The organism is Paenibacillus silvestris (assembly GCF_009882985.1).
In the GTDB taxonomy this organism is placed as follows: domain Bacteria; phylum Bacillota; class Bacilli; order Paenibacillales; family NBRC-103111; genus Paenibacillus_E; species Paenibacillus_E silvestris.
This window is the reverse complement of the sequence record NZ_WTUZ01000038.1, coordinates 106,081-128,931: the sequence shown is the minus strand read 5'-3', so window position 1 is coordinate 128,931 and position 22,851 is coordinate 106,081. Positions and strand designations below refer to the sequence as shown.

Annotated in this window: 18 protein-coding genes; 16 read left to right on the top strand and 2 right to left on the bottom strand. The window is 48.5% G+C overall.

The window, feature by feature from the left end:
* Positions 1-6 precede the first annotated feature (6 nt).
* Positions 7-1,176 carry a lysophospholipid transporter LplT gene (gene lplT, locus GQF01_RS29080; RefSeq protein WP_161410454.1) on the top strand — a complete coding sequence of 390 codons (1,170 nt, stop codon included), beginning with the start codon at positions 7-9 and terminating at the stop codon, positions 1,174-1,176.
* On the opposite strand, the gene GQF01_RS29075 is transcribed toward lplT, so the two are convergent.
* Positions 1,173-2,090: a diacylglycerol/lipid kinase family protein gene (locus GQF01_RS29075; RefSeq protein ID WP_161410452.1), complete on the bottom strand. Its 918-nt coding sequence runs from the start codon at positions 2,088-2,090 to the stop codon at positions 1,173-1,175. The genes lplT and GQF01_RS29075 overlap by 4 nt on opposite strands.
* Before the next feature lie 199 nt (positions 2,091-2,289).
* Here GQF01_RS29075 and GQF01_RS29070 point away from each other — a divergent pair, with 199 nt between their 5' ends.
* Positions 2,290-4,062, top strand: coding sequence for a methyl-accepting chemotaxis protein (locus tag GQF01_RS29070; RefSeq protein ID WP_161410450.1), 1,773 nt, complete (start codon positions 2,290-2,292; stop codon positions 4,060-4,062).
* 486 nt (positions 4,063-4,548) lie between these two features.
* Here GQF01_RS29070 and GQF01_RS29065 read toward each other — a convergent pair whose 3' ends face one another.
* Positions 4,549-5,370 carry a PDDEXK family nuclease gene (locus GQF01_RS29065; RefSeq protein WP_161410448.1) on the bottom strand — a complete coding sequence of 274 codons (822 nt, stop codon included), beginning with the start codon at positions 5,368-5,370 and terminating at the stop codon, positions 4,549-4,551.
* A 550-nt stretch (positions 5,371-5,920) separates the two neighbouring features.
* Between GQF01_RS29065 and GQF01_RS29060 the strand changes: the two genes are divergently transcribed.
* The 14 genes from GQF01_RS29060 (at position 5,921) to GQF01_RS28995 (ending at position 22,849) form a co-directional block, all read left to right on the top strand.
* Positions 5,921-6,316 (top strand): DMT family transporter, encoded by a 396-nt coding sequence (locus tag GQF01_RS29060; RefSeq protein WP_235960628.1) that lies wholly within the window; start codon positions 5,921-5,923, stop codon positions 6,314-6,316.
* 5 nt (positions 6,317-6,321) lie between these two features.
* Positions 6,322-6,774, top strand: coding sequence for an OsmC family protein (locus tag GQF01_RS29055; protein ID WP_161410445.1), 453 nt, complete (start codon positions 6,322-6,324; stop codon positions 6,772-6,774).
* 91 nt (positions 6,775-6,865) lie between these two features.
* Positions 6,866-8,686: a sensor histidine kinase gene (locus GQF01_RS29050; RefSeq protein WP_161410443.1), complete on the top strand. Its 1,821-nt coding sequence runs from the start codon at positions 6,866-6,868 to the stop codon at positions 8,684-8,686.
* Complete coding sequence (locus GQF01_RS29045; RefSeq protein WP_161410442.1) at positions 8,683-10,323, top strand: response regulator; 1,641 nt, start codon at positions 8,683-8,685, stop codon at positions 10,321-10,323. The genes GQF01_RS29050 and GQF01_RS29045 overlap by 4 nt, the downstream gene beginning before the upstream one ends.
* 94 nt (positions 10,324-10,417) lie before the next feature.
* Positions 10,418-11,758, top strand: a complete 1,341-nt coding sequence (locus GQF01_RS29040) for an extracellular solute-binding protein (RefSeq protein WP_161410440.1) — start codon at positions 10,418-10,420, stop codon at positions 11,756-11,758.
* A 35-nt stretch (positions 11,759-11,793) separates the two neighbouring features.
* On the top strand, positions 11,794-12,654 hold the full coding sequence (locus GQF01_RS29035) for a carbohydrate ABC transporter permease (protein WP_328803555.1): 861 nt from the start codon (positions 11,794-11,796) through the stop codon (positions 12,652-12,654).
* Positions 12,651-13,484, top strand: a complete 834-nt coding sequence (locus GQF01_RS29030; RefSeq protein WP_235960626.1) for a carbohydrate ABC transporter permease — start codon at positions 12,651-12,653, stop codon at positions 13,482-13,484. Before GQF01_RS29035 ends, GQF01_RS29030 begins: the two co-directional genes overlap by 4 nt.
* A gap of 26 nt (positions 13,485-13,510) precedes the next feature.
* Entirely contained in the window at positions 13,511-15,145 is a 1,635-nt protein-coding gene (gene nagZ, locus GQF01_RS29025) for a beta-N-acetylhexosaminidase (protein WP_161410436.1), read from the top strand.
* Positions 15,142-16,161 (top strand): ROK family protein, encoded by a 1,020-nt coding sequence (locus GQF01_RS29020; RefSeq protein WP_161410434.1) that lies wholly within the window; start codon positions 15,142-15,144, stop codon positions 16,159-16,161. The genes nagZ and GQF01_RS29020 overlap by 4 nt, the downstream gene beginning before the upstream one ends.
* A 191-nt stretch (positions 16,162-16,352) precedes the next feature.
* Positions 16,353-17,591 (top strand): MFS transporter, encoded by a 1,239-nt coding sequence (locus tag GQF01_RS29015; RefSeq protein WP_161410571.1) that lies wholly within the window; start codon positions 16,353-16,355, stop codon positions 17,589-17,591.
* 502 nt (positions 17,592-18,093) lie between these two features.
* Positions 18,094-19,707 carry a LytS/YhcK type 5TM receptor domain-containing protein gene (locus tag GQF01_RS29010; RefSeq protein ID WP_235960624.1) on the top strand — a complete coding sequence of 538 codons (1,614 nt, stop codon included), beginning with the start codon at positions 18,094-18,096 and terminating at the stop codon, positions 19,705-19,707.
* Between the two features lie 6 nt (positions 19,708-19,713).
* Positions 19,714-20,466: a LytR/AlgR family response regulator transcription factor gene (locus GQF01_RS29005; RefSeq protein ID WP_161410432.1), complete on the top strand. Its 753-nt coding sequence runs from the start codon at positions 19,714-19,716 to the stop codon at positions 20,464-20,466.
* Between the two features lie 114 nt (positions 20,467-20,580).
* Entirely contained in the window at positions 20,581-22,650 is a 2,070-nt protein-coding gene (locus GQF01_RS29000; RefSeq protein ID WP_161410430.1) for a carbon starvation CstA family protein, read from the top strand.
* A gap of 4 nt (positions 22,651-22,654) precedes the next feature.
* Entirely contained in the window at positions 22,655-22,849 is a 195-nt protein-coding gene (locus tag GQF01_RS28995) for a CstA-like transporter-associated (seleno)protein (RefSeq protein ID WP_161410429.1), read from the top strand.
* Positions 22,850-22,851: the final 2 nt, after the last annotated feature.

The window sequence follows — 22,851 nt, the reverse complement described above, 5'->3', positions numbered from 1 at the left end:
AATAATATGAAAATGAAACCGCTTCAGACACTCAACCTAACCCAATTTCTTTCCGCTTTTGCCGATAATATGATTCTCTTTATTACGCTGGCTATCATTAAGCAGAATGCTTTTCCCGATTATTACATCGGTGTTGTTCAAGCATCATTTCTAGTTGCCTTTGTCCTATTGGCGCCTTTTGTCGGTGCTGTTGCTGATAAAAACTCCAAATCCCGCGTTCTTCTCGTCGGAAATGCCATCAAAAGCATCGGTATTATCGCGATGTTCTTTCATGTGGACCCGGCTGTCAGTTATGGGATCGTTGGCATAGGCGCTGCGGTGTATTCACCGGCCAAATATGGCATTCTGCCTGCACTTACGCATTCTGATCATGAACTTCTCCGAGCCAATGCACGCATGGAAGGTTATACGATCATGGCCATCTTGCTTGGTTCTGTTTGTGGGGGTATTTTGGCTAAAATATCGCTGTCAGGTTCGATGATCGCCTGCCTCGCCCTGTACTTGTTATCTTTGCAATTGACACTGCAAATGCCGAAGATGCAAGGCGATCCGTCGATCCGCTATGGGAAGGCAGCCAGAACATTCCTTGCTGACATGAGCGCTTTGTTGAAAGACCGCGCCACTCGTTTCTCGCTTGTCGGCACAGGCTCATTCTGGATGACGTCTTCGGTTGTTCGGTTGGCGATCATCGCATGGGTGCCAGCTCATCTTGGCATCGAGTCCATCGATCAGATCTCAATGCTTGTCGCTGTAACCGGCGTAGGGATCATGGTTGGGGCACTGATGACGCCGAAATTAGTTCCAGCCAGACGATATTATAATTCATTTATATTCGGTATCCTCATGATCATCTGCATGATGCTGTTCCCACTAATCACTAATTTGTATACAACAATAGGGCTGCTTCTTCTTGTAGGATTCAGCGGCGGCGTGTTTATTGTCCCTATGAATGCCGTCCTGCAAGATCGAGGCCAGGTAATGGTCGGCGCAGGGAAAACGATTGCTGTTCAAAACTTCCTGGAAAATGCGATGATGCTTGCTGGAGTAGGTCTTTATACACAAATATCCAAGGATGGGCTTTCACCGGACCTGTCGATTACAGGGATTGCGTGTATCCTCGCTGGTTTCGTTGTGTACTTGATAGTCCAGCGTGAGCGTTTGAAACTATCCGTTTAGCAAATAACAGTGATAGATGCCGGCTCTAAGGTAATTTGCAGAGGTGTAGCCCCCGCGTATTCGCCATCTGCTTGAATGAGCAAAGGTTTTTGTGTGCGAAGTGAAATGGATGTTCCTTTATAAAATGAAACAGCAGGATGATTAGTGTGCTTGCCTTGATACACGGTGAAAAGAACAGGTAACAGCCGGAAGCGCCCTCTGCTTTGAATGATGACGATATCAGCCATGCCGTCGTGAGGCGAGGCAGATGGGCATATTTGAATCGCGCCGCCATAAAAGGGAATGTTGGCTACAGCAGCGAGCCACGTATGTGGCAGCTCATGAACAGTACCATCGACTTCTAACCAGACAGTGCAAGGTTGATAGGTGGCGAATACGCGAAGAATCGTTAGAAAATAAGACAGTTTGCCAAGTCCGAGGCGATTCAAATATTTTTTGTAGCTGGACTCATTCGTTAGCTTGGCTACCATTCCATCGAATCCGGCTCCAATGCTATTGACGGCAATGAGCTCATTCAGGCCGCGGAGGAGGTCGATTTGTACCTTCTTTTTCTCGGCTATGGCAGTGTTGAGTGCTTGAAGCGGCTGTTTGGGAATGCTGTAAGCTTTGGCAAAATCATTGCCGGTTCCCGCTGGAATGACTGCAAGGCTGCAGTGAATTCCTTCTTTTTGCAGATGTGCTAGCCCCGAGGCGGCCTCATGTATCGTTCCATCCCCACCGATTAGGATAAGTTTCTTAACCGAATGTTCTTGAATGATAGAGATGGCGAGCTCTTTGGCTTCGCCAGCCTTTTGCGTTATTTTGGAGACATACGGAATTTGGTTCATCTGTAGATGCGTTTCAATCTCCTTCCAGATGTTAGCTCCTCTGCCATCACCGGAAAGCGGATTGATAATAAATCCTATTAATTGCATAACAATATCCCCGATCTATAGATTAAAGTGGTCGTAATTAACTAGGAGAAAAGTTCTATAGATAAACGTATTTTGGCGAATTTTGTCTTTACATAACGTGCACATGTTTGTAAAATAAACCATAGGTAAATTAATATTTTCCATGTAAGGTAATCTAACATTTCTTAGGGGATCTGCATGTCGGGAGGAGAACTGGACTTTGAAATTCAACATGAGTTTGAATGTGAATCAACGAAAGAACGCAAGAAATGTGAAAGCCAATCTGTCCGTCCTTCGCAATCTGAAATTACGTTACAAACTGCTTTTCATGAATGCTATTGCTATTTTATTCCTTCTGATTGTAGGTATTACGGGTTATTACTTCATGGATAAGATGTCTAGTAATTCTACTAGAATGTACGAGGAAAGTTTGTTATCTGTCAAATGGATTAATCAATTAAAAACGAATTTTAATGAAACGGAATCGAATTTGCTCGAAATGATGTTATCCGTCGATATGAAATATAAAGGTAAACTGAAGACTAAACTGGATGAAAACAGCGCCATGAACCAGGAACTTGTCACGAAACTGGCAGGAATCAGGGTAACGGAGGAAGAGACGGCTGCTTTCAAGGATTTTGAAGAGCTGAATAAGAAGTACCGCGAAATCGTCACAATGACGATCGATCATGCAACGAAGAATAATCAAGTTGCCTACCAGGTGTACAACAATGAGGTGTCTCCGCATGGTGACAAGACGATCGCAGCACTCGACAAATTGGTGAAGCTGAAAGAGACCGCGGCTGAAAATTTCCAGAAAACAAGCAGCAACGATTCTAGAACTTCTCACTGGGTCATCATTCTCACGGTAATTATCGCCATTGTTGTGATGACTTTGAACGCGATGGCATTGACTATGATTATTACGACTCCGATTCGTAAATTGCAGGAGCATATGGAGAAAGCGGCCAGCGGAGATCTTTCCGTCAAAGGGGATTATCCATATGAAGATGAAGTTGGTAAATTAACGGGTTCCTTCAACGTTATGACGGGAAGCCTTCGCAGCTTGGTGTCGCAAATTGCTGACAACGCTCTGACACTTTCGGCAAGCTCAGAAGAACTTCTGGCAAGCTCGGAGCAAAGCTCGCAAGCTGCCAAACAGGTCGCGTCGTCGAGTCAGCAGCTGTCGGAAGATTTTGAGAAGCAGTTTGCGGGTGTGAATCAAGCGAATGAGGCTGTGCAGCAAATGCTGACGAGCACGAAGCTGATTGATGAATCTGCACAAGAAGTAGCCCAACTTGTTGTACAAGCCACGGCTGCCGCGCAGAATGGCAAACGTTCTGTCGTATCGATCGCAGGCCAGATGGGCGAGATTTCGGAAGCCGTACAAGAAGTGAATAGCGTCATAGAAGCATTAGGGAAAAATGCTCATAAAATTGGCGAGATCGTCAATGTGATCAATGATATTTCCACGCAAACCAATTTGCTGTCGCTGAACGCGGCGATTGAAGCTGCACGTGCTGGCGAAGCAGGCCGCGGGTTCGCGGTTGTTGCTGGTGAAGTGCGCAAGCTTGCGGAGCAATCCGCTTCGTCAGCGCGCAACATCACGAATCTGGTCTCTACGATTCAGAGACAGATTAATCACGCGGTAAGCTCCATGCAAGATGGAGCGGTCAAAGTGCAGGCTGGACTAATGATTTCTGGCGAGGCGCAAGAGTCGTTCATTCACATCGAGACTTCCGTTGATGAAGTCAACGCGAAGGTGGAGAGTGTGAACCAGAACATTCACCACTTGGTGGATGCCAACGTGCGTATTGAGCGCGTGATGGGCATTGTCAGCAGCGTCTCGGAAACAGGGATTTCCGTCAGTCAGGAGACGTCTGCTGCCAGCCAGCAGCAGATGTCGACGACCGAGGAAATCGAGAATTCGGCTAAGTCGCTTGCAGGACTAGCAGAGGAACTGCAAATTTCGCTGCAGAAATTTACGGTGTAGTTTGGGACCGCGGGCTTAGGCTCGCGGTTTTTTGTTTTTGTTGGTGGCGGGCGCTGCTTCGCGCGAGAGAGCCGAAAAGGCTGCCTCCAGAGGTGGGGCGAAGGAAGAGGAGCGCGAGCCAGCCGAGAAGGCCGTCTCAGCCGGCGCTGGGCAGTCGGCCGTGAGGCGGTCGGGCGCGAGAGAGCCGAAAAGGCCGCCTCCGGAGGTGGGGCGAAGGAAGAGAAGCGCGAGCCAGCCGAGAAGGCCGTCTCAGCGGCGCTGTGCATTCGGCCGTGTGGCAACTGGTCGCGAGAGAGCCGAAAAGGCCGCCTCCGGAGTAGGGGCTGAGGAAAAGAAGCGCGAGCCAGCCGAGAAGGTCGTCTCAGCGGCGCTGTGCATTCGGCCGTGTGGCAGCTGGTCGCGAGAGAGCCGAAAAGGCCGTCTCCGGAGTAGGGGCGGAGGAAGAGAAAGCGCGAGCCAGCCGAGAAGGCCGCTCACGCTGGAGTGTTAGCAATTGTTTTTCTCCCAGATTGTGTATGCTTGTTCATGTAAGTTGTAACCGCGAATGCACTTTCTACCATCCCCTGCAGGTGTAAGTAATGATTTATCGGTCATCGCCTTCAGAATTTGGTAGGACTTACGTGAGCCAAAGTTTAGTAATGTGCATATATCGTCTGGTTTTAAGGCTCTTCCAATATTGAGAGCAAAACGAATTACCTCCTTCTCCACGTAACTGAGCTTAACGTCGCTTGAAGCATCCCAGCCCAGAAATCGTCCCATGAATTGCTGCAGCATTTGTTCGCACATGCGGGGGCGGGTTTTGACATCATCAAAGGAAAAGCGGAGGATCTTCCAGCCGTCGATGATGAGATGGTTCTGGCGAATCCATTGGTCAGCGAATTGGGCACGGCTGATCTGCGAGGCGTGCGGCCCATAACCATCGATTTCGATGGTCAACTTAAGGGAGTGCCGCAAAAAAGCAAAGTCAAGAAATCGGGTCCCATCCCGAAAATCTTTCACCTCATACTCAGGGTGTAAATCCGTAAAGTTGCCGAAAGCGGGCCACCAAACCTGTCGAAGAAAGATTTCTTCAGCATGGCCAAGGCCTTCCTTGAGTCTGCGAGCGCTCTCTCCCTTTCTTTTGGCAAGATGCTTGTTAAGGAGATTCTCTAGTGCAATGCTATATTTCTCATCTATGATGGTAGCCTCCAATATATTAGGAATAAAATAAGCCGCCTCCCTAAATTCAGCAGCAGTCCATGCTGGATCTAGAAAAGCGGCGTGTGCTTCACAGCCGAATGAAACGATAGGATTGTTAATTAATTCCATAATACCACAACTAGCTTCTAGGAAGTAATGATCTTGACACTTGCGTATCATTCGTGTATATTAGATAGATTGATTGAAGTGAACCATATAAACACTTTAGGCTAAACCTCATTTACCCCCATACGGACGATTAGCGAGTAGAAAGTAACCCCCTCTCCTTGTTTGTAATTTCTCCCAATGACGCAGTAAAATCAGCTCATTTCTGGTAAACCCGAGGCAGTGTCATCGTGTTTCGGCAGCAGGTGTTTGTAAAGCAATTCGTACTGGCGCGGTCATTGGAGCCGCAAGGATGGAAGAGAGGTAGGGCTTTCATTGTTTTGATTCCAACACATGAATCATGCATTTTCATAGAGATCAATATTCGCAATCCTATAGAAGCGCCTATCACACGAAGTGAGCAGCCTTCATCCATTGCGCTAACAAGACCGTTCTTGCCCTGATCACAGGGCGGGGGCGGTTTTTTAATTGATTTTGCCTATGAACGAACTGGTGAAACGACCTCCATTCCTTTACAATGAGAGCATCAAGATTAGTGCAGAGGATGGATGAAATGGTTTGGAATATGAATTGGACGTTCCTGCTGCTGGCAATCCTATTTGAAACGATAGGCACGACAGCAATGAAGATGTCGTTTGGTTTTACAAAGGTGGGTCCCGCAGTCGTGATGGGGATTTGTTACATCATATGTTTCACGTTGTTTACGCTGGCTTTGAAGCAGCTGGAAGTTTCTTTGGCCTATGCCATATGGTCAGGAGTAGGGACAGCACTGATTACGATCATCGGCATTTGGTGGTTCAATGAGTCCATTTCCACGCTCAAGGTGATCTCCATTGTGCTCATCATATTGGGCGTAATTGGGCTGCATATAAGTGGCGGAGATGAAGCGCAAGCGCAGCAGTCCAGCAAACCTCAAGAGCCATCCGCAGCAACATTAAATAAGGAGTGATACCGATGAGTGAGCATCGATTTGATTTGAAAGCAGAGTGGACCGGCGGTTTAGACGGCACAGGGCACATTCGAGCAGGTAATCTGGCTGCGTCGATTTCGGTGCCAAGCCAGCTAGATGGACCTGGTATCGGCACGAATCCCGAAGAGCTCCTGCTTGGGGCAGCAGCAACTTGCTATCTTATCACGCTTGGCATGTTGGTGAAGCGCCAAGGTATTCTTTCGCTTGAACTGAAATCGGAGATTTACGTTGAGAACAGTCCAGCGATGAAAGTGAATCGCATCATACACCGCCCACTCATTTCTGTCCCCGTTCATACTTCCCCAGATCAACTGGATAAAATAAACAGAGCAGCCTATAGGGCTGAACAAGCATGTATGATCAGTAAAGCACTTAAAGGCAACGTAGAAGTCACGGTGGAACCCGAAATTCGATCCGACGATGAGACGGGTCAATGATAATGGGTCGATGATAATGATAAAAGCAGGGGAAAGGCACCAGCATTAGAAGGGTGCCTGATTCGGGTTAGAAGGGGTCAGCCAAACGTCGATGAATTTGAACAAAAAGGTGTTTATCGGATTTTTATTTTTTATCATTATCCCTTTGTTCGTGCTGGGCACGGCCGTCTATACCGTATCCCAACAGCTAATTGAGAAGAAATACGGTGACTTAACCGAAGTTACGCTGCAGGCGATTTCTCGCAACATTTATTACATGTTCAAAGAAGCAAATTATTTCTCGGATTTTTGGATGGTTAAGGACAGCATACAGGGCATCTATCGCACGATCGATGAGGTTAGGCCGAACGAAGAAGCTCCGTCGTCCTATGATTTGAACACGTTTGATACGCTGCTGCGCGGCTCAATTCTGACCTATTCACCGATCCAGTCGGTTGTCATTTATAACAATGCCGGCAAATCCTTCAGCGCGGGGAGAACGAGCGGAAATGCGCTGCCATGGAAAACGTTGTCGAGCAGCACAGCTTTTGAACAGATCAAAGAACTGAATGGGAGTCCCATGTGGATTGGGCCTTCTGAATATAAGGAGCTGGGCGCTGGCCGCGGGGAGTTCTATCAAGCAAGGTTGGTTAAGGATTTCTGGACGATGGACAATCTAGGCTATATGCTCCTGAAATTTAAATTTAATGAGCTCGATCAAATTTTCAAATCTTTTAATACGAATGAAGACAGCTCGAAGCGTTACTTGCTTGTGAATAAGAGCGGACTTATTTTTTATGACAATAAGATGAATTTGGAAGGCGCGAATGTGCTTCAACTGCTGCAAGGCAAGCTGGATCTACGGCAGAGCAACCGGAGTTTTCAGGCTACTTTTCAAAATGAAAGAAGTCTAGTTTCTCTCTATCATTTAAATATTAATCAAATGGGTGTGCAGGACTGGAGCGTTGTATCGATAACGTCATGGAAGTATGTGGCGGGAGAAATCGAAACGATCATGAAGCTGGTCGCTGGGATTACGTTTGTCTGTTTATTTTTTGCTTTGGTCTATAATCTCGTGTTTGTTCGCCGCATTGTTCAGTTAATTCTGCGCATGCTGGGCGCCATGAAAAAAGTAGAACGCGGTGACCTGACGACGCGGATGGAGGAAAGCGGCAAAGATGAAACTACGGCGCTAGCCAGAGGTTTTAATAGTCTCGTAGTCAGGGTCGAGGACCTTCTGGAAGAAGTCAAACGCCAGCAGGATCGGAAGAATAAGGCAGAGCTCATGCTGCTGCAAGCGCAAATTAAGCCGCATTTTCTTTTTAATACACTGGAGTCTATTAATGTGCTTGCAATCCAAAACCAAGGGAAGAAAGTCAGTCAAATGGTGTATCGACTTGGCAATTTGCTGCGGATCGGCATGGAGAGCAGGGAAGAGATTTCGCTTAAACAAGAACTTGATCATCTCAAGAGTTACCTCGAAATTCAGGAATTCCGCTTTGAAGACCAATTCCGCTATGAAATTGAATCAGACTCTGAGATTTTGGATTACTGCGTTCTGAAGCTTACACTTCAACCACTCGTAGAAAACGCTCTGCAGCATGGCTTCGAGCCTATTGATTACATGGGTGAAATTTCGATCAAACTCCTTGACGAAGGGGAGCGGATCGGGCTGTATGTCACGGATAATGGGATTGGTATTTCCAATGAGAAACTAGCTAAGTTTCATTATAAAACGGAGCTGGAAACGCCACTTCATGAAATTTTAGACGCAAATGTCAATGAAGAGCGTAGAGGTCTAGGCGTCAGCAACGTAGCTGATCGCATACGCATCCAGTACGGACCGCACTACGGCATGTTTATTTGCAGCATGGAAGGACATGGGACGACGATGAAGATTGTAATTCCCAAAACAAAGGGGGCAGGCCTGTGAGACTAAAAGCGATTTTGGCGGATGATGAGCCTAATATTTTGCGTAATTTACAGGCGGTTATTCCGTGGGATGAGCTGGACATTGATATTGTAGGGACAGCCAAGAACGGGATCGAGGCGCTGGAGCTATCCAGCCTGTATGGACCGGATATGGTGATGAGCGATATTCGGATGCCTTTGATGGATGGGATTACTTTCGTCCAAAAGCTGCGTGAAATCAACGAGGCATGCAAAGTGCTGATGGTGACAGGCTATCAGGATTTCGAGTATGCGCGCTCGCTCATGCGGGTAGGTGTTAGTGATTACATATTAAAGCCGATTAACTACGAAGAGTTAGAAAACTGCATTCGTAAGCTGGCTCTTGAAGTCAGGGAAAACAAGGCTATCAAGCAGGAAGAGCAGCAAAAGTGGGGCAAAATGAAAAATTTGGCCTATGAGAAAATCCTGCAGGACGTCCTCATGAACTGTACAGAAATTTCTACGCATACGCTGCTTCCCATAGATAATAAGGATTTGGAAACTATGAGGTACTCGTTCATGATGATCGATGTGGATGATTATTCGCAAAAGTCGCTGCCTTGGTCAGAGCAAGAGCGAAAGCTGTGGAATTTCGCCGTCCGAAATGTTATGCAAGATTCACTAGCTGACTACAAAGCCGAATATTCCGTTCTACAGATGCGTGAAGGCGAATGGTGCCTGCTTATTCAATGGGACACTGGCGGGGAAGAGGACATGGGAACTCAAGCTGTGGAAGCACTAACAGAGCAAACCCAGATGCAGTCTAATTTGCAGGAAGTGGCAATAAAATTGCAAAGGGATGTCCGCGAATCCGTCAAACTAGGCATTAGTGTGGGTTTTTACCCTAGTGCTGTCGGTCTGCGCTTACTCTCCGATACCTATCGGAAGCTGCAGCGGTTCATGCAGTTAAACCTGGATAAACAGGAGTCAGTGCTGCTCTATAAGGAATCCAAAGAGTCGACGGACGCAAACAGCTCCTTATGGTATTTGGTCGAGGAGATTGTGACCGGTCTCAAGCAGCTGAATCGTACGAAAACAGAGGACGCTCTGAATCGGCTGAAATTCTTGCTGGAGGGGCTGCCGAATAGTTCTTTTGCCAGAGCGTATCAGATGCTGCATTTCCTGATCCTGCATGTGCTTCGCGAATTGCGCGAGATGAATTCCCTCGATGCACAGGAAGAAGAGCAGGTCTGGCGCCAATTGGATAAAAGCGAGAGCATTCAGCACCTGCTTCAAGTGATGGTGCAGCTCGCAGCCATCGGACTGGAAGGGACGAATAAGAAGAAGAACAGCGAGATTCTGATGACGGCGGCGAAGGAGTATATTCGAACCCATTATTCGAATGATTTCGGCATTGAAGATATTGCGAGCTCCCTCGGCATCTCTTCGAGCTATTTTAGCTTATTATTTAAGCAGCATTTCGGGGAAACTTTCGTTGAATATGTAACGAAGCACCGGATGGAGCTGGCGAAATCGATGCTGCTGCATAGCGATAAAAATATTACCGATATCGGACGATCCGTCGGTTACATGGAACGCCGTTATTTTACCAAAGTATTTCAGAAATTTACGGGTGAGATTCCTTCGGAGTATCGGGAGAAGCGCATGGAGCCGAAGTAGAGAATTTTGCCCCTATATAAGGAATTTATCGGTCTTTAGGATGACCCGTCCTTATTTTATACTTAACATGCAAGCCTAAGGAGACCCGAGAAAGATGAAAATAAGAACGTTGTTACTGGTGACAGGGGTTGTAGCCGTATTGTTCATCCTGTCAGCTTGCAGCAGCTTCAACCTATCCAGCCCAAACAACGAAGGGCCCACCCCAGGGGCAAAAAGCGAACCGATCCTGCTGACGATCCGTCACACGCAAGTGAAAGATACACAGAAGAAGCGATTGGCGATGCTTCAGGAAGTTGTGAAGTCCACGGAGGCGAAGGTGCCTGGCCTGTCGATTACACTGGATGGCGTAGAGGACAAGGTGAATCGATTTGAAAAGCTGAGAGCTGAGATGGCTGCCGGGAATCCACCGGAAATTTTCGACTTGTTCGGTGGGACGGATACGAAGGATTATGTCAAAGCGAATAGACTGCTTGATCTGACGCCGATTTTGAGTGAATTGGGTTTAACGAACAAGTTCTACAGTTTTGAAGAGTTTACAGTAGACGGTAAAGTATATGGAATCCCGATGGCCGGATATGTCGAGGGCCTGTATTATAATAAAAAGATTTTATCGGAGCATCAAATTAAACCGCCCCAGACTTGGGATGAGCTGCTTGACGCTGCGGCTAAGCTGAAAGCCCAGAAGATAACGCCATTCGCGCTGGCAGCCAAAGACTCGTGGGTTATCAACATGATGAGCAACACCATGTGGGTGCGTACGGCTGGGCCCGATTCGGTCGAAGGCTTTCTGGATGGAAGCAAACATTGGACAGATCCGGATGTCGTGAATGCGTTTGAGAAGTACGATTTGCTCGTGAAAAAAGGATACTTCCAAGAGGGCAGCTTAGCGCTTTCGTATGCCGAGCAGCAGAACAAATTCAGCAGCGGAGAGGCAGCGTTCATGTTTGACGGCAGCTGGGCCAATACGCCGCTGCTTGATCCGGAGAAGTCTGCCATCGTAAACGATGTAGGATTCATGAGCTTCCCAGACATGGGCGGCCCTGGAGATGGCTTCATCAATGGCGGGTGGTCAAATGCCTATGGCTTCTCGAAGAAAGTTACCCCGGCGCAGCTTGATGCCATTAAAGAATTCATTAGACAAATGTACAATGAGTCGATGCAAAAAAGACAGCTGGTCGAAGAAGGCATGCCGCCAGCGATGAAGCTGCAGGATACGAACAATGTGAATCCGTTGATTACGCAAATTTTGGATGTGTTTGCAACCAGCAAAGGGGCATTCCCTGCTTTCGACTCGCGCATTCAAACCAAGGTCCGTGAGAAATTGGAACGCGGTATGCAGGAATTGGTGGGCGGAAGAACAGATCCAATCACGCTGATGACGGACATACAGAAGCAGCAAGATGCTTCAAATAAGGAAGAAACTCATACGAATTAGTGGGATGAACCATGAACAAAGTAGGAAGAAACCCCTTGGCTTACGCCATTTTTACAGTACCTACGCTGCTATTGCTGGTGATCTTTTTCTATTATCCCATGCTGATGTCGATGCGTTACGGATTTACGGCATGGAACGGAATCCTACCTGCCAAGTGGAATGGACTAGACAACTTCACGCAAGCGTTTCTGGACAAATATTTCTGGATTGCAGTGCGAAACAACTTGTATTTTATTGCTTTTTCTATTGGTGTACAGATCCCGTTCATTGTTCTCTTAGCTCTGGTAGTGAGCAGAATTCGGCGCTGGGCGGGCTTGTATAAGACCATGATATTCCTCCCTACGATTCTATCGACAGCTGTTGTCGGCGTGTTGTGGGGATTCATTTATCATCCAGAAGCGGGCTTGCTGAATCAGTTGCTTGAAGCTGTAGGTTTGGGAGCATGGAAGCATACGTGGTTAGCTGATGAATCGACAGCCATGATTTCTGTGCTCGTCACGAATGCCTGGCAGTGGGTTGGCTTTTATGTGATTCTCGTGTTGTCTGCGATTTATGCCATCCCCAAAACGATCCTGGAGGCAGCCGAAATGGATGGCGCGTCGAGCTCTCGTCAAGCATGGTCGATCATGTTGCCGCTCTTACGTCCTGTCATCATGGTAATGATTTTGCTTTCGATTACTGGGGCGATGAAAGCTCTGGATATCGTTTTTGTGATGACAGGTGGGAATCCCTATGGGATAACGGAAGTAATGGCAACTTATATGTACAAAAAGGCGTACCGGATCGGCGAGTATGGCTATGCGAATGCCATCGCATTGCTCATGCTTCTGTTCACGGGTGTGCTCACTTCCGTGTTTGGCTGGTTGACGGCGAAGCAAGAGGAGGTGCGGTTTTGAAGAGTTGGATCAAGTGCGAAGCAATTTCTCTCCGCGGTACCGTCCCGCATGTCATACTTATGGTGTACATAGGAATCATCCTGTTCCCTCTGGGCTGGGTGCTTAATTCTTCTTTTAAAACGAATAAAGAAATCATCGCATTCCCATGGTCTTTCCCGCATGAGTGGCTGCTGTCCAATTATTGGAACGCTTGGACAGGCGCGCATGTCTCGCACTATTTTACGAACAGTCTCGTGATTTCGGTCATATCAGCCGTGATGACGTTAATCCTCAGTACAAGCACCTCCTTTGCCTTGACACGAATGAAGTTTCCTGGATTAAGCAAGGTCATCCATCGAGTTCTATTGGTAGCTTTACTTGTGCCTGCTGGCTCTTTGCTCGTCCCTCTGTATATGCTGCTGAGAAGCATGCATCTGTATAATACGCCTCTCGCTCTGATTCTTCCTTATATAACGATCGGATTGCCGCTCTCGGTTTTCATGATTAGCGCGTTTTTCAAGTCGATCGCAAGTGAGCTGGAGGAAGCGGGCATAATGGATGGGTTATCTATCTACGGGCTGTTGTGGCGCGTCATTGTTCCGATTACGGTGCCACCGCTTATTCCAGTGTTTATGCTCAATTTTCTTAGCAATTGGAATGAATTTATGATGGCGAACCTGTTCCTGCCCAAAGAGAAATTTCGCACGCTGCCTGTAAGCATGGTGGCCTTCTATGACCAGCTGAATATGAATTATGGCTCGCTTTGCGCTGCTATCATGTTCAGTCTTGTCCCTGCCCTTCTGATATATGTTCTTTTGCAGAAACGAATTATTGCCTGTGTGAAAGCTTAACCACTTACCCAAGGAGCGTGTCCACTATGTTATCCACATCCAGCAATGCGCATAAACCATTAACTCTGCGTCAAAAAGTGGGTCAAATGTTTATTTGCGGCTTTGATGCCCTGGAGCCAAATCCAGCTATTACACAGCTAATAGAGGGGTATGGGCTTGGCGGCGTTATCTACTTCAGGCGCAACGTGAAAGATGCGCATCAATTGGCACATTTGTCTGCAGAATTGCAAGAGATGAGCCTGCGCAGCGGTGGACAACCGTTATTTATCGCGGTGGATCAAGAGGGCGGTATGGTGTCCCGGATTGAAAAAGGAGCTACTTTGCTGCCAGGGAATATGGCGCTTGGTGCTGCTTTTGCACCGGCAGGGGTGTACGCCAGCTCCAAAATCATGGGCAAGGAACTGCATCAAATGGGCGTGAACATGAACTTTGCTCCATGCCTGGACATTAACAATAATCGCTTGAATCCAGTTATCGGCGTACGCTCCTATGGGGAGACCGCGGCCATCGTCGGCGACATGGGTACGCATGCTGTGAAAGGTTTGCAGGATATGGGCGTTATTGCGACGGTCAAACATTTCCCGGGTCATGGGGATACCTCAGAGGATTCGCATCACGATCTGCCGATTGTTCCGCATAGCATGGAGAGGCTGATGGAGCTGGAGCTTGCTCCTTTCATTAAAGCGATAGAAGGTGGCGTAGACGCCATTATGACCGCGCATGTTGTGTTCGCTGCGTTGGAACAAAACGGTGTGCCCTCAACGTTATCCTACCGGATTTTAACAGAGCTGCTGCGGGAGGAACTGGGCTTCAAAGGGCTTATTGTGACCGACTGTTTGGAAATGAAGGCGATTTCTGAAGGAATTGGAGTAGCTGAAGGTGCGGTTCGTGCCATTGAGGCTGGCTCGGATCTCATTCTGGTTAGCCATACGCTGGATCGCCAAGTAGCTGCCATGGAAGCCGTGATCGCAGCCGTCCAAAGCGGACGTATTCCGGAGTCTCGAATTGATGAGTCTGTTCTGCGAGTAATGACTCATAAATATAAACGAGATATTCAGTTTGACAAGCTGGCTCCGGTTCCTGAGGGTCCTATTTCAACGCCAGAGCACCAACTTTTGGCTAAGGAGCTAAGCCGTAAAAGCATTACGTTAGTGAAGGACGAAGTAGGCAAGTTTCTGGATATGAACGAGTCGCCGCTTGTGATTTGGACGGAAGTGCAGACGGGAACGGAAATCGATGAAGTCGTGGAGCGACAGGGAACACTAGGCAGCACATTGTCTGAACTCACGGGGATACATGCCCAAGAGGTGTATGTGGGATTATCTCCTTCTGAGTCGGAGATTGCTGCGATTCTGGAGGCTGCGGAAGGCAAGAAGCAGGTGGTTATGGTGACTTATAATGCTGCTTTCTCGCGAGGACAGACTCAGCTGGTCAAGGCTTTGGCGAAGAAAGATGATCGGCATCTCGTCGTGGCTGCAGGAAGGAATCCTTATGATTTACTTGAGTTTCCTGAGGTGAAGACGTATTTGGCTTGTTATGAGAATCGTCCATTGGCGATGGTATCTCTGGCGAATGTGCTGCTGGGGCGTGAGAAGCCAGTTGGTCGTCTGCCTGTTACGTTGTCGGAACAATACGCGATTGGATGGAGGCAGGAGGTATGAGTGAGGAGATGGAATGGACGGAGGAAGTCATAACACAAGACGTGTTCCTGCAGGAGTACTATGTTGGAGTGGACCTTGGCGGCACGAAGATGTTGGCCGCGCTCATTAGCAGCGATGGCCGCATCATCGCCAAGGAAGAGATCCCTACCCTGGCGCAGCAGGGTGAGGGAGCTGTACTCGATCGGCTCGGCAGCCTGATCGAGGGACTGCTCGCGACCGCGCCCGGTGGTCGCGGCGTACTCCGCGGGATTGGCGTCGCCACCGCGGGCACGCTGGATACGGCGAACGGTGTCGTCACGTTCGCCACCAATCTCGGCTGGCGCGATGTCGCCGTCGCCGCTGTGCTGACTGACCGCTTCGCTTGCGCGGTCAGGCTGGAGAACGACGCCACCGCAGCAGCGGTCGGCGAATGGCTGGCCGGCGCCGGTGAAGGTGCGCCGGACTGTGTGTTCGTGACGATCTCCACGGGGATCGGCGGGGGCATTATCTCCGGCGGGCGCCTGATCGCCGGAACGAATCACAACGCAGGGGAGCTCGGTCACATTTCCATTGATGGAAATGGGCCGCTCTGCCCCTGCGGGAATGTGGGGTGCCTGGAGCTGTATGCGTCAGGCACTGCCATTGGCCGCAGCGGCGCCGATCACGTGCGCCGGGCTGGCGAGGGCGCGGCGGGCGCCCTCGTGCGGCTCGCGGGAGGCGACCCGAACCGCGTGGATGCGCGGTTGGTCGCGGCCGCAGCCGCGGAAGGGGATGCCGCAGCCAGCGGCATCCTGCGCGAAGCGGGCCGAGCCCTCGGCATCGGGCTCGTGAGCATCCTCCACCTGCTGAATCCGCAGGTGGTCATTCTTGGCGGCGGCGCGTCGCATATCGGGGAGCCTCTGTTAGGGCCGATGCGCGAAATGATCGAGGAGCGCTGCTTGCCTTCGATTCGCGGACCGGTCCGGTTCGCAGCATCTGCGCTCGGTTCCTCCGCAGGAGCCGTTGGAGCCGCGCTGCTTATGTCTCAGTCACGCTGAGGGAATTAGGATGTTACTGGTCATATGACCTATGTCACTAGACGATAGGCACCTTTTTCGTTAAAGTAGAAAAGGTTTATGAAACTTTTTTTCTTCTTGGCACGTAAGAAGAAGGTCCTGTTTTATAAGACTATCTTATTAACGAAGGGGTGTTTTTTTTGTCACAAGCAATAGCTTCGGATACGCCGACGATGCGCTCGTTTTTTGCCAATCGTTTCGTGCAATCCATCATGCTGTCCGGTCTTTTCTTACAAATCGGAATTTGGGTTCGTAACTTTGCGATACTTCTCTATGTCACAGACATGACTAATAATGATCCTTATTCGGTTTCTTTAATCTCGGTGGCTGAGTTTGCGCCAATTTTTATTTTCTCGTTTATCGGTGGTGCTTTCGCGGACCGCTGGAGACCCAAGTTGACGATGGTCTGGTGTGATATTCTCAGTGCTGCGTCTGTGTTTGCCATTATGGTGACACTGTATTATGGCTCTTGGAAAGCAATTTTTTTCGCCACGTTAGTCTCCTCAATCTTGTCTCAGTTCTCGCAGCCGTCCGGGATGAAGTTGTTCAAGGTTCACGTCCCTGAATCCCAAATGCAAATGGGCATGTCGTTGTTCCAATCGATGATGGCAATCTTTATGATCCTAGGTCCTATTATGGGGACATTTGTTTACTATCATTTTGGCATTGAAGTGGCGATTGCCATCATGGGCGTTTGCTTTGTGCTTTCTGCGCTTGTGCTCACGTTTCTTCCGGCAGACCGCAAGAATGAAGAAGGAGCAGAAAAGCGATCCACACATATTTTTACCGAAATGGGTCAAGGTTTTAAGTATGTCATGAATAACAAAATGCTCGTCACTTTAGGCGGCTGTTTTGCAGTAGCAGGTCTGGCGATTGGTTTGATCTCCCCGCTTGGTATCTTCCTTGTAACTGAAAATCTTGGACTGCCGAAGGAAGATCTGCAATGGTTCATGGCAGCCAACGGGATCGCGATGATCGTTGGGGGCGGAGCGACTATGGGCTTCTCCAAAAAAGTGTCCTCGCAAGCCCTGCTAATTATCGGGATGTCGGTAAGTGTCGTGACTTTTGCCGTCATGGGATTGACTCACTTGGTGTGGCTGGCGCTTTTGATGCAATTCTTCTCTGGTCTCGTAATGCCTGCGATCCAAATTGGAATCTCCACCATGATTCTCGGTAACACGGAGGAGTCTTTCGTTGGTCGTGTGAACGGGATTTTGAATCCGCTGTTTATGGGAGCGATGGTTCTAACCATGAGTTTGGCCGGCAGCATCAAAGCCTCCTTCTCATTGGAGTCCATTTATGTCACTTCAGCCGTACTCTTCCTGATTGGCGTGTTTATTATGCTGCCTACTTTGAAATACAAAGTAAGTGCTGCACCTAAGCCGAGCAGCGAGGAAGTTAAAGCTGGATAGGTCTTAGTAAATAGCTTTTGTGAAAAGGTGACTCCTTGAGAGGTCTTTGTGGACTTCTCAGGAGTCTTTTTGCTGTTGGTAGATTGGTCAGCCTGACTCGTCTGGCTTTCACAGTTTAGAGGGAACTATAATCCGCTAATTCCCTGAAAAGACGATTGTATCAATTGAAAGGGAACTACAGTTCGCTATATTACCGATTTGCTCGAAATATGTGGTATGAAGGACGAATAAGACCTTGTAGTTCCCGTCAAAATAGGAAACAGCTCGTTTTCCTCGAATTAGAGGACTCCAGTTCCCTTAGGATGAGCTTTAGCGAAATTTTCACTAGGTTTTTGAAATTTGTTTTTTGAAATTTATTATAGGCCCGGCTGGTGAAGTTGACGTTGAAGTTCAAGTTGTAGTTGAAGATGGCGTAATGGTGAGCAGCAGGAGGGGGCATTACTGCAAGCCCTCGCGATTTCTGTTAGGATAACGGTATGAGAATGCAAAAGGTGTGTGAGTCATGCTTCAACTGATTCAATTGTTCGTTGATATGATGGAACGGGTCGGCTTTCTGATAGCGCTTGCGTTTGCGTTTTCCCGCAGTCGCTGGATGCGCAGCTATATGAGCTATCAAGGCGACAGGACGTATCAATGGCGCTTTCTGTTCTTTTTCTCCGCATATGCGATTCTGGCCACTTATTCGGGTGTGACCGTTTCTGACTACACCTACAGGCCGGCACCTTGGATTGGCGAAGTGTCTCCAACTGCGGCGATTGCGAATGCGCGTACCGTTGGTGTCGTCATTGCGGGGCTGCTTGGAGGTGTCAAAAGCGGATTTATCGTCGGCATCGTAGCCGGCGTGCATCGCTACAGCTTAGGTGGATTTGTAGCTGTTGCCTGTATGATTGCTCCTATTCTGCAGGGCATATTGGCAGGGCTGTGTCGTAATGCGTTCAAGAAACGCTTTCGGAAGATTGCCTCAGTACAGCTCGCATTTCTCGTTGGATTCATGGCAGAAGCGTTGCAGATGATTCTTATTCTTGCCTTGGCCAAGCCTTGGGAGGATGCGTTCAACTTGGTGTCACTCATTGGTTTGCCCCAGACGCTTGCCAATAGCGTTGGCGTCGCTCTCTATTTCGTGTTATACAACACGATGGAGCGGGAAGAGGCCAGAATTGGCGCGGAGCATGCGCATCAAGCGCTGCAAATTGCGGATATGACGATGCCGCTTTGGCGGTTGGATTTCGATAAGGCGGTAGCGGAGATTTCGAAGGTGTTGAATGAGGAAATGAAGTCGGTAGGCGCCTTTTTCAGCAAGGATGGCATGTCATGGATTGCGGAGGGGAGAAAAACGCAGCACTGGAACGATCTCATCATCCGTGTTCCGAATCGGCCCCAGGTTGGGCAATTCCGGCTGTATTATGAGCGGGAGCAGGATGATAATCCGTCCCGCAGACGCATGCTTTCCTCTCTAGCGGAGCTGCTTTCCCAGCAGTACGCGTTCGTCGAGTCGGATCGGCAAACACAGCTTTTGGCGGATGCAGAGATTCGCTCGCTGCAGGCGCAGATGAATCCCCACTTCCTGTTTAATGTGCTGAACACAGTCAAATCTTTTATCCGCACCAAACCGGAAGAAGCTCGTCAGATGGTGATGCATCTGTCTAAGTTTTTACGCAAAAATATGAGCCACGGCAACCAGCGCTTAATCACCATACGTGATGAATATGAGCTGGTTATGTCTTATCTGAGCTTGATCAAATCCCGTCTAGGGGATCAGATGGAATTTTACGCTGAGATTGACGAAAGGCTGCTGGATCATGCGATTCCTCCTTTTACGATTCAGCCGCTGATCGAGAATGCCATTGTGCATGGTATCAAAAACAAGCCCGGTATCGGTGTCATTCGACTTTCGGTGAAGGAGGAACTCGATGAGGGGAAGCTCCATGCGCGTATTACTGTACAAGACAACGGAGTTGGTCTTGAAACCGCTGGAACCGAAGGTCAGTCGGAACACGCCGGGCTGGCTTTGCGGAATATCGAGCAGCGTCTGAGTTATCATTACGGGAAAGAGCATCCTTTGGAGATTGAGAGCAAGCCAGGGGAAGGCACAACCATTAAATTTTGGGTGAGGTGAGGGCTGTTGGGTTGGAATATTGTCATTGCGGATGACGAAGAGCCGGCTAGAGAAGAATTGATTTATCTTTTGGAAAGCAGCGAAGAGGTGGATAAGGTCACCGCGGCAACTGGCGGCATGGATGCCATCAAGAAGGTGAAAGAATTGGCGCCGGATGTGCTGTTTCTCGATATGGATATGCCGGATCTTAGCGGCCTGCAGGTTGCCGAAATCGTAGGAGAAATGAACCCGCAGGTGAAAATTGTTTTTTCCACAGCGTATGATCAATATGCCATTCATGCGTTTAAGCTGCGTGCTTTTCATTATATGCTTAAGCCTTACGATGAGGAGGATATCGCGATGGTGTTCAGGGAGCTGCGCAAAATACAGCCTCAGAACAGTGCCGCAGCAGCTACGGCCCTTGGCCAGTCTGCATCGATTAAGACGAGTGTAAAGCTCGCCTTAGAGTTAGAAGAAGGGATCAGATATGTCTCTCCGAAGGATATTATGTATATCAGCAAGGAGGTTAAGCATGTAGAGGTTCACCTGCATGATAAGGCTTATATTGTCTCGTATACCTTGTCGGAGCTGGAGCAGAAGCTGGAGCCGTATGGATTTTTCCGCTGCCACAAAAGCTATCTCGTTAACCTCGCGGCGATCTCAGAAATGAAGACCTGGGTGAATGGCGCGTACAATCTGCTCATGGAGGATGCTGGGCGAAGCACGATACCCGTCAGCCGAAATTATGTGAAACAGCTGCGTTTGAAACTAGAAATTTAACATCATGGGGCTCGAAAATGGCATGTTGCGCTACAGGTATTCCGCTTGTTCCCCAAACAAGCTATACTCCTTGTAAGCGCTAACAAACATGTTATCTGGAGGGTGATCATAGATATGTCACTATTAAAAAACAAATTTGCTTCCTATGTGATCTGGGGGGTCATTGCCCTGCTTGGCGCGTCAGGCTTCGCGATGCTCGCACTTTCGAGAGGCGAAAGTATTTCTGCGATTTGGTTAATTATTGCTGCCATTTGTACGTATTCTTTCGGTTATCGATTCTACAGTCGGTTTATCGCTCGCAAAATTTACGAGCTTAGCGATAAGCGAGCGACACCTGCTCACGTTCTTAACGACGGCAAAGACTTTGTGCCCACAAACAAGTATGTCCTCTTTGGTCACCATTTTGCCGCGATTGCAGGGGCAGGGCCGCTGGTTGGTCCGATCTTGGCTGCGCAAATGGGATACTTGCCAAGTATCCTCTGGATTATTATCGGAGCGGTGCTTGCGGGCTGTGTACAGGACTTTGTAACCTTGGTAGGTTCCATGCGCCGTGGCGGTAAGTCGCTTGGGCAGATGGCCAAGGATGAGGTTGGCCCATTCAGCGGTACTTTAGCTTCTATTGCAACGCTTGCCATTCTCATTATTATTGTCGCTGTACTTGGGCTAGTTGTTGTGAAAGCGTTAGCAGAATCCCCATGGGGCATGTTCACCATTGCGATGACGATGCCGATTGCTATCTTTATGGGTTTTTATATGCGCTATATTCGCCCAGGCAAAGTTATCGAGGGCTCCATCATTGGTTTTGTTTTGTTAATGATCGTGCTGTGGTCAGGTCAGTTTGTTGCAGAAAGCCCGGCTTTAGCTAGCATGTTTACGTTCACTGCTCCGCAAATTGCGGTTCTGATGGTGATCTACGGTCTTATTGCTTCCATTTTGCCAGTTTGGGTACTGCTTGCTCCGCGGGATTATTTAAGTTCATTTTTGAAAATCGGCGTCATTCTTCTACTCGCTGGCGGCATTATGGTGATTTTACCTGAGCTAAAAATGCCTGCCGTAACGAAGTTTATTGATGGAACTGGCCCCGTATTCTCAGGCAACTTGTTCCCGTTCTTGTTCATTACGATTGCGTGTGGCGCGGTCTCCGGGTTTCACGCATTGATTTCCTCAGGTACGACGCCGAAAATGATTGATAGAGAAAGCCATGCGCCTTTCATCGGCTTTGCGGGTATGGCCGCCGAATCTTTCGTTGCCGTTATGGCATTGATTGCGGCATGCTCCTTGGAGCCTGGTCTGTACTTCGCGATGAATTCCTCACCGGCTGTTATTGGAACCGATCCTGTTGCTGTTGCTGCCAAAATTTCATCATGGGGCTTCACGTTGACGCCTGATCAAATTACGGGCACGGCCAAAGAAATCGGCGAGAAAACGATCCTCTCCCGAACGGGTGGAGCACCAACACTTGCCGTAGGGATGGCTGAGATTTTCTCTTCCTTTTTAAATGGGGCCAAAGCGTTCTGGTATCATTTCGCGATCTTGTTCGAAGCGGTCTTTATTCTGACTGCTGTTGATGCGGGGACACGTGTCGGCCGGTTTATGCTGCAAGATTTAGTCGGCAACTTCTACAAACCTTTTGGCCAAACCAAGGATTTTAAATACAATTTCATCGCTTCTCTGATCGTTTGCTTGGCTTGGGGGTACTTCCTGTATCAAGGAGCTGTCGATCCGTTTGGCGGAATTAACTCTCTATGGGCGCTTTTCGGTATTGCCAACCAAATGCTGGCTGCCATCGCTTTAGCCGTAGCGGTTACGATTATGATCAAAATGGGCAAAGCCCGCTATGCCTGGGTAGGCATGATTCCTTTCGTATTCCTGGCCGTGACGACGTTGACCGCGGGTTACCAAAAAGCCTTTTCACCGAATCCAACGATCGGCTTTCTATCGGCTGCCAGAAAATATCAAGAGGGAATTGATAAAGGCCAAGTCATAGCGCCTGCCAAAAATATGGACATTATGCACCAAATCGTAACGAATAACTATATCGATGCGGGGTTAACGATCTTCTTTGGCATCGTTGTCCTTCTGATGATCATCATTTCAATACGTTTGTGGTTCAACATTATCATTCAAAAACAAAAGCCTCAATTACAAGAATCGCCGTTCGTCCAATCCACGTTTGGAGGGTGATCCCGTGAGAAAGATTACAAGTTTTTCGCACAAGTTTAATAAGACGATCAAAGTCATTTTCAACATCCCAGACTATGACAAATATGTCAGGCACCAGCAGGAACAGCATCCGGGTCATCCCATTTTGACGGAAAAAGAGTTCTACATGCAGTCTCTTCATGAGCGTTATGAGAGCGGTAAAATTAATAGGTGCTGTTAACA

Coding starts and splice junctions, on each gene's coding strand:
- lplT (WP_161410454.1), top strand. CDS start 7: ATGAAAATGAAACCGCTTCAGACACTCAACCTAACCCAATTTCTTTCC.
- GQF01_RS29075 (WP_161410452.1), bottom strand. CDS start 2,090: ATGCAATTAATAGGATTTATTATCAATCCGCTTTCCGGTGATGGCAGA.
- GQF01_RS29065 (WP_161410448.1), bottom strand. CDS start 5,370: ATGGAATTAATTAACAATCCTATCGTTTCATTCGGCTGTGAAGCACAC.
- GQF01_RS29060 (WP_235960628.1), top strand. CDS start 5,921: ATGGTTTGGAATATGAATTGGACGTTCCTGCTGCTGGCAATCCTATTT.
- GQF01_RS29055 (WP_161410445.1), top strand. CDS start 6,322: ATGAGTGAGCATCGATTTGATTTGAAAGCAGAGTGGACCGGCGGTTTA.
- GQF01_RS29050 (WP_161410443.1), top strand. CDS start 6,866: ATGAATTTGAACAAAAAGGTGTTTATCGGATTTTTATTTTTTATCATT.
- GQF01_RS29040 (WP_161410440.1), top strand. CDS start 10,418: ATGAAAATAAGAACGTTGTTACTGGTGACAGGGGTTGTAGCCGTATTG.
- nagZ (WP_161410436.1), top strand. CDS start 13,511: ATGTTATCCACATCCAGCAATGCGCATAAACCATTAACTCTGCGTCAA.
- GQF01_RS29020 (WP_161410434.1), top strand. CDS start 15,142: ATGAGTGAGGAGATGGAATGGACGGAGGAAGTCATAACACAAGACGTG.
- GQF01_RS29015 (WP_161410571.1), top strand. CDS start 16,353: ATGCGCTCGTTTTTTGCCAATCGTTTCGTGCAATCCATCATGCTGTCC.
- GQF01_RS29010 (WP_235960624.1), top strand. CDS start 18,094: ATGCTTCAACTGATTCAATTGTTCGTTGATATGATGGAACGGGTCGGC.
- GQF01_RS29000 (WP_161410430.1), top strand. CDS start 20,581: ATGTCACTATTAAAAAACAAATTTGCTTCCTATGTGATCTGGGGGGTC.